Raw genomic sequence first — 6,240 nt, 5'->3', positions numbered from 1 at the left:
CCACCGCCCCGCCCCGCCCCGCCACCGCCCCGCCCCGCCCCGCCACCGCCCCGCCCGCGGCAGTCGCCGCGGGCGGCGCTTCGCGCGCACGGCCTTCGTCCGGGTGACGGTACTCGGCGGGGGACCGCGAACGGACCGGGCCGCGCACGCGCCCACGGCTCCTCAAACCGGGCGGTTTCCTGCTCACCCCCCTGGTGGTGCGCCAGGTGGCCCCCCTGGTGGCTCACCGGCGCGGTCGCCCCCGCCCGGACCGTCCGGCGTGCCCGGGAGAAGGCTCCCGGCGCCCTCCGCGGGGCGGCGCCCGCGGTGGCCGGGAGCAGGCCGCCCGACCCACGCCCACCGGCTCCGGGAATAACCGGGGACAGTCCCCTGTTGCGGCCGGGACGACAGGAACACGGCCCACAGCAGGAGGCACCCCACCATGGCGGCAGACGAGATACGCGGCGCAGCACAGGGTGGCGCCCCCGTCCCCCTCTCCGTACTGGACCTGGTCACCGTAGGGTCCGGCCGCACCGCCTCCGACGCGCTGCGCACCAGTGTCGACCTGGCCCGGCTCGCCGAGCGCCGCGGCTTCCACCGGTACTGGGTCGCCGAGCACCACTCCATGCCGGGCGTGGCCTCCTCGTCCCCGGCCGTGATCCTGGCCCACCTGGCCGCCCACACCGACCGCATCCGGCTCGGCTCGGGCGGTGTGATGCTGCCCAACCACGCCCCGCTCGTGATCGCCGAGCAGTTCGGGACGCTGGAGGCCATGGCGCCGGGCCGCGTCGACCTCGGCCTCGGCCGCGCCCCCGGCACCGACGGCGCCACGGCCGCCGCCCTGCGCCGCACCGAACGGCTGAACGAGGGCGCCGACGACTTCCCGCAGCAGCTCGCCGAGCTGATCCGGTTCCTCGACGACGACTTCCCCGACGGGCACCCCTACCGCCGTATCCACGCCGTGCCGGGCCCGGTCCAGGCCACGTCCCCCGGCGGGGTGCAGTCACCGCACCGCCCGCCCGTCTGGCTGCTCGGCTCCTCCGGCTTCAGCGCCCGCCTGGCCGGAGCCCTCGGACTGCCCTTCGCCTTCGCGCACCACTTCTCGGCGCGGAACACCGTCCCGGCCCTCGACCTGTACCGCGAGTCCTTCCAGCCGTCCGCCGTGCTCGACGCCCCGTACGCCCTGATCGGCGTCTCCGCGCTGGCCGCCGACGAGGAGCGGGAGGCCCGCCGGCAGGTGCTGGCCGCCGCCCTCAGCATGGTGCGGCTGCGCACCGGACGTCCCGGTCTCGTGCCCACCCCCGAGGAGGCCGAGGCCTACGCCTTCAGCCCGATGGAGCGCGACGTCGTCGACTCCTGGAACGCCGACGTCGTCTACGGCACCCCCGACGAGGTCCGCTCCGGCCTGGACGACCTCGCCAAGCGCACCGGCGCCGACGAGCTGATGATCACGGCCAACGCGCACGGCGGCGACGTCCGCGTCCGCTCCTACGAGCTGATCGCCGACGCCTACGGCTTGCCGACGCCCGCCTCGGCCTGAACGCCGGGCGTGCCCAGCAGCTCGGAGATGCGGTCCGCCGGCACCGGACGGGAGTAGAGCCAGCCCTGTCCGGTGTCGCAGCCGATGCTGCGCAGCCGGGTCGCCTGCGCCGAGGTCTCCACGCACTCGGCCGTGACGGTCAGCCCGAGCCGGTGCGCGAGCTGGATCATCGCCTCGACGACGACCTCGTCGGCCGGGTTCGCCCGGGCCGCCGCCTCCCGCTCGTCGTACTGGAAGCCGCGGACGAAGGATCCGTCCAGCTTCAGCGCCGACACCGGCAGCCGGCTCAGGTAGGCCAGGTTCGAGTAGCCCGTGCCGAAGTCGTCGATGGCGATGCGCACGCCCATGTCGCTGAGTGCCTTGAGCGTCTGCAGCGGCCGGCCGGCCGAGCCCATCACCGCCGACTCCGTCAGCTCCAGCTGGAGCAGGTGCGGCTCCAGGTCCGTCTCGGCCAGGGTGTCCGCCACGTCCGCCGCCAGGTCGGAGTCCCAGATCTGGCGCACCGCCACGTTCACGCTGACGAAGATCGGCGGTTCGCCGGGGTGGTCCAGTTGCCAGCGGCGGGCCTGCCGGCAGGCCGTGCGCAGCACCCAGCGGCCCAGCGGGACGATCGAACCGTCCTCCTCCGCGAGTCCGATGAAGCGATTCGGCGTCAGTACGCCGAACTGAGGATGGTTCCAGCGGACGAGTGCCTCGACCCCGTGCAGCCGGTCGTCCTCCATGCCGACCAGGGGCTGGTACTCCAGCCTGAACTCGTCCCGGTCGATGGCCGGGCGGAGCGTGGAGGCGAGGGCCTGGCGGGTCATGCGGTGCGCGTTGCGTTCCGGGTCGAACAGGGTCCAGCGCGCCTTGCCGTCGGCCTTGGCCCAGTACAGCGTCGTGTCCGCGGCCTGCATCAGGGCGGTGGGGGTCGTCCCGGCCGCGTGCCGCTCGACCACGCCGATCGACGCCGACACCGACAGCCGCTGACCGGAGATGTCGAACGGGTCCTGGATCGCGCGCAGCGCCGACTCGGCGAGCTCGGCCAGCTGCTCGGTGCCCGTGGAGTCCTCGACGAGCAGCGCGAACTCGTCCCCGCCCAGCCGGGCCACCAGCGGGACACCGGCCCGTGCGTGACCGGCCTCGTCCGCGCAGCGCGTGAGCCGCTCGGCGACGGCGGCCAGCAGCCGGTCGCCCACGCGGTGGCCGAGGGTGTCGTTGACGGCCTTGAAGCCGTCCAGGTCCAGGTAGCACAGCCCGATCCGGCCCGTGCCGCTCTGCTCGTACGCCTCCGCCTCCAGCGCGGCCGACAGGCGTTCGAAGAACAGCGTGCGGTTGGGCAGCCGGGTCACCGGGTCGTGCATCTGCAAGTGCCGCAGCCGGGCCTGGAGTTCACGGCGGGCGCTGATGTCGGAGACCGACACCAGCACCCCCTCGTCCTCGTCGGGCAGCGGGGTGACCCGCACCTGCACCCACAGCGAGTGCCCGTCGGGATGCTTCAGCCGGCGGGTGCAGCGCAGACGCGACTGCCGGCCGCGCAGCACCTCGCGGTAGGCGTGCCAGGTACGGGCGTCGGAGGCGAGGTCCACCAGGTCGGCGGCGACGGACCCGGCGAGGCCCTCCGGGGTGCCGCCGAGCAGCGCGGAGAGCGCCTCGTTGGCGCTGACGACCGTGCCCTCGCGGTCCACGACGGCCATCGCGAGCGGCGCCGCCGTGAAGACGGAACGGTAGGGCGGCCGCGACGGGGGGCCGGTACGGGGAGACGTGCCGACATCGCTCTCTGTGACGACCGGCCGGTCGAGGTCTGCCGCGGGCGCCGGCCCTTCGGAGGTTCCGCTCACCGCTCGCTCCCGCATGTATTCGATCTCTGTCCGTGCAGGAAAGGTCAGGAAAGTGTGCCGATCATAGAGGCTGGCACCAGGGCCTTCCAGCCGGTGTACGGCGTTCGCGGCCGGCCGGCCCTTCTGCCAGATCGTTTCTGCACGGGCCTGGACGGCTTCTTAGGCCTCCCGACCAGTTGTGACGTTCCGTGAGTGCTTCGGGGGTGTCGGCGTCCGGGATCATTCGGTCCCTTCACCCAACCGGTGCAGGCAAACAGGACGAAGTACAACAATTCGCCACAGGCTGGGTGCGGTGTCCCGCGAACCGTACCCGGAGGTATCCGTGCCGCGTCCGTTCCCGCGCGCCCGACTGCGCAGCACCGCGGCCGTGTTCACCACCATGTCCGCCCTCGCGGCGACCTCCCTCGGCACCGGCCCCTCGGCCGCCGAGACCGACCCGGCGGCGCCCTGCGCCCTGGAGCGCACCGAGGCCCATCACTCGGAGGGCCTCGACACCTGGAACGCCGCCTACCCGCGCCCGACCCGGTCGCTGGACGCGGTCATGATCTTCCTGTCCTTCCCAGACGCCCACCCGCGGACCACGCCGCGGGAGCTGACCGCCGACCACTTCCCGGCCACCACCCGTTTCTTCGAACGGGCCTCCTACGGCCGCTTCACCCTGCGCCCGCACGCGCTGCGGCACTGGATCCGGATGCCGCAGCAGTCCACGGCGTACGCCATACGCCGCGACTGGGGCCCCGAGCACCGGGCCGCCTACCTGCGCGACGCGCTGGCCGTCGCCGATCCGCAGGTGGACTTCTCGCGCTATGAGGTCGTGTACTTCGTCGCCGACCCGGACGCACCCGGTGTGGACTCCGACGCGACCAAGGTCGTGAACCTCACGAGTCCGCTGCGCGCCGACGGGACCGATCTGCGGCGGATCGTCACGGTGTTCGAGCGGCATCCGCCGGATCGGCTGGTTCTGGCCCATGAAACCGGGCATGTGTTCGACCTGCCCGACCTCTACCACCGGCCCGCCGACGGCAAGGGCGACTGGGACACCCATGTCGGCGACTGGGACCTGATGGGCAGCCAGTTCGGACTCGCCCCGGATCTGTTCGGCTGGCACAAGTGGAAGCTGGGCTGGCTGGACCCGCGCCAGGTGTACTGCGTCCAGGACGCCGGCCCCACCCGGCTGACCCTGGAGCCGCTGGCGGCGGCGCCCGGCGTGCGGGTGGCGGGGGCCGCGGGAGCACCGGCCTTCGGGCTCGGCCGGGGCACCAAGCTCGCGGTGGTGCGGACCGGGCAGGACACCGTGCTCGGCCTGGAGGCGCGGGGTCCGGCGGGCAACGACACGGCCGCGTGCCGGCAGGGGGTGCTGGTGTACCGGGTGCGGGCCGGCGCGCAGTCCGGGAGCGGCCCGATCGAGGTGATCGACGCCCATCCGCGCACCGAGGCGTGCTGGGTGGAGTCGGTCTACCCGCCCCTCGCGGACGCGCCGATCGCCCCCGGCGAGAGCTTCACGGTGCCGGGGGAGGGTGTGCGGGTGGAGGTGGAGGGGCGCACGGCGTCGGGGGCGTGGACGGTGAAGATCGCGGTGGGGCGCTGAGCGCCCCGCGCCGTCTCCGGGGAGACGTGAAGGGCCCCTCGCGAGCGCGAGGGGCCCTTCACTGTCGGTGCGCCGCCAGGGACTCGAACCCCGGACCCGCTGATTAAGAGTCAGCTGCTCTAACCAACTGAGCTAGCGGCGCCTGCTGACGTCGTAGACCCTAGCATCCTGGTCGGCGCGAGGAAAAATCGATATCCGCACGGCGGAGCGGGCCGCACGCACCGCCGCCCACAGCAGTACCTCGGGCCCCGGGAGCCAGGGCAGACGGGTGCCGGGGGCGACCAGCCAGCGGGGGCCGGGCCGGGCGCAGGCCTGGTCCGAGGCCTCGGGGCAGGACGGGGCCGGGAGCGCCTCCGTGACCGCCGCCGCACTGCCCGCCGGTGCCGGGAGGGTCACCGCGTCGCCGGTGCCGTGGCACAGGAGCGGCGGCAGGGCGTCCGTGCGGCAGCCCTCCCGGCTGTCCCGGCCGTGCGCGTTCCACTCCTCCCACTCCAGCAGCGCCGGCAGTCGCTGGGCCGTGCCCGGCGCGGCGAACAGCAGCATCCGGCCCCGGAACTCCGCGACCGGGCCCGAGCCCGGGCCGTCGTCCCACAGCCGGTCGAGCATCCGCCGCCCGAACATCGCGGGCGCGCTGACCACGTCGAAGACCGACCCGCAGGGCAGTACGACCGGGGCGTCGGGCCGCTCCTCCCCGAGGGCGAGCGTGCTCCGCCGGTACGTTCCTGCCGAGGCCAGCCAGGCGGCTCCGTCCGGGGTGACGTGGGAGACGTTCCATGCGCTGCTCATGGCATCCACATCTACCCGGCGTGCACGCGCGGTTCCCCAGAGTTGCCGAAAACCGGGACGGCGGGGGAGGGGAGCGGGTATCTTGCCCGCCTGGCATATGCCATGAAGGGGACGGGACGCGTGTCACACGGGGTCGCCGGGCCCCCGGCCCTCGACGCCGCCCCGCAGCAGGTCCCGGCCGAACTCGACCATCTTCTTGGCGTAGTCCTCGGTCCACCCGGCCCGCTCGGCGATGTCCGCCGTCGTCAGCCGGTCGAAGCGCCGCGGATCGGCCAGCTGCGCCGCCGCGATCGCCTGGAACTCCAGCGCCCGGTCCGCCGCGGCCCGGAACGCCAGTGTCAGCTCCGTCGCCCGGGTCAGCAGCGCCCGGGGGTCGTCGATCGACTCGAGGTCGAAGAAGTGCTCAGGGTCGGAGGCCGCCTCCGCGGGCTCGAAGAGCAGGGGCGCGGGGCGTAGCCGCGGTTCGTTCCGACGCGGCGTGGGCTCCGCCATGTCTTCTCCTCCTCGTACGTCGCGCTGGGCCCGCC

Annotated in this window: 5 protein-coding genes and 1 tRNA gene; 2 read left to right on the top strand and 4 right to left on the bottom strand. The window is 73.9% G+C overall.

The window, feature by feature from the left end; translation table 11 throughout:
* Positions 1 to 421 precede the first annotated feature (421 nt).
* Positions 422 to 1,519, top strand: coding sequence for an LLM class flavin-dependent oxidoreductase (locus tag ACFW6P_RS18410; protein WP_386424110.1), 1,098 nt, complete (start codon positions 422 to 424; stop codon positions 1,517 to 1,519).
* Here the strand turns inward: ACFW6P_RS18410 and ACFW6P_RS18405 are convergent.
* Positions 1,489 to 3,354 carry a putative bifunctional diguanylate cyclase/phosphodiesterase gene (locus ACFW6P_RS18405; protein WP_386348338.1) on the bottom strand — a complete coding sequence of 622 codons (1,866 nt, stop codon included), beginning with the start codon at positions 3,352 to 3,354 and terminating at the stop codon, positions 1,489 to 1,491. The genes ACFW6P_RS18410 and ACFW6P_RS18405 overlap by 31 nt on opposite strands.
* A 307-nt stretch (positions 3,355 to 3,661) precedes the next feature.
* On the opposite strand from ACFW6P_RS18405, the gene ACFW6P_RS18400 reads away from it, so the two are divergent.
* Positions 3,662 to 4,927 (top strand): M6 family metalloprotease domain-containing protein, encoded by a 1,266-nt coding sequence (locus ACFW6P_RS18400; protein ID WP_386348335.1) that lies wholly within the window; start codon positions 3,662 to 3,664, stop codon positions 4,925 to 4,927.
* A 68-nt stretch (positions 4,928 to 4,995) separates the two neighbouring features.
* Here the strand turns inward: ACFW6P_RS18400 and ACFW6P_RS18395 are convergent.
* From ACFW6P_RS18395 to ACFW6P_RS18385, 3 genes are all read right to left on the bottom strand, one after another.
* Positions 4,996 to 5,069 (bottom strand) — tRNA-Lys (locus tag ACFW6P_RS18395).
* Positions 5,060 to 5,713: a hypothetical protein gene (locus ACFW6P_RS18390; protein ID WP_386348332.1), complete on the bottom strand. Its 654-nt coding sequence runs from the start codon at positions 5,711 to 5,713 to the stop codon at positions 5,060 to 5,062. The genes ACFW6P_RS18395 and ACFW6P_RS18390 overlap by 10 nt, the downstream gene beginning before the upstream one ends.
* A 123-nt stretch (positions 5,714 to 5,836) precedes the next feature.
* Positions 5,837 to 6,205, bottom strand: a complete 369-nt coding sequence (locus ACFW6P_RS18385; protein WP_386424108.1) for a hypothetical protein — start codon at positions 6,203 to 6,205, stop codon at positions 5,837 to 5,839.
* Between the last annotated feature and the right edge of the window lie 35 nt (positions 6,206 to 6,240).

Origin of the sequence: Streptomyces sp. NPDC058741, assembly GCF_042746715.1 — a bacterium.
Taxonomy (GTDB): domain Bacteria; phylum Actinomycetota; class Actinomycetes; order Streptomycetales; family Streptomycetaceae; genus Streptomyces.
This window is presented reverse-complemented; position numbering and strand designations above follow the sequence as displayed.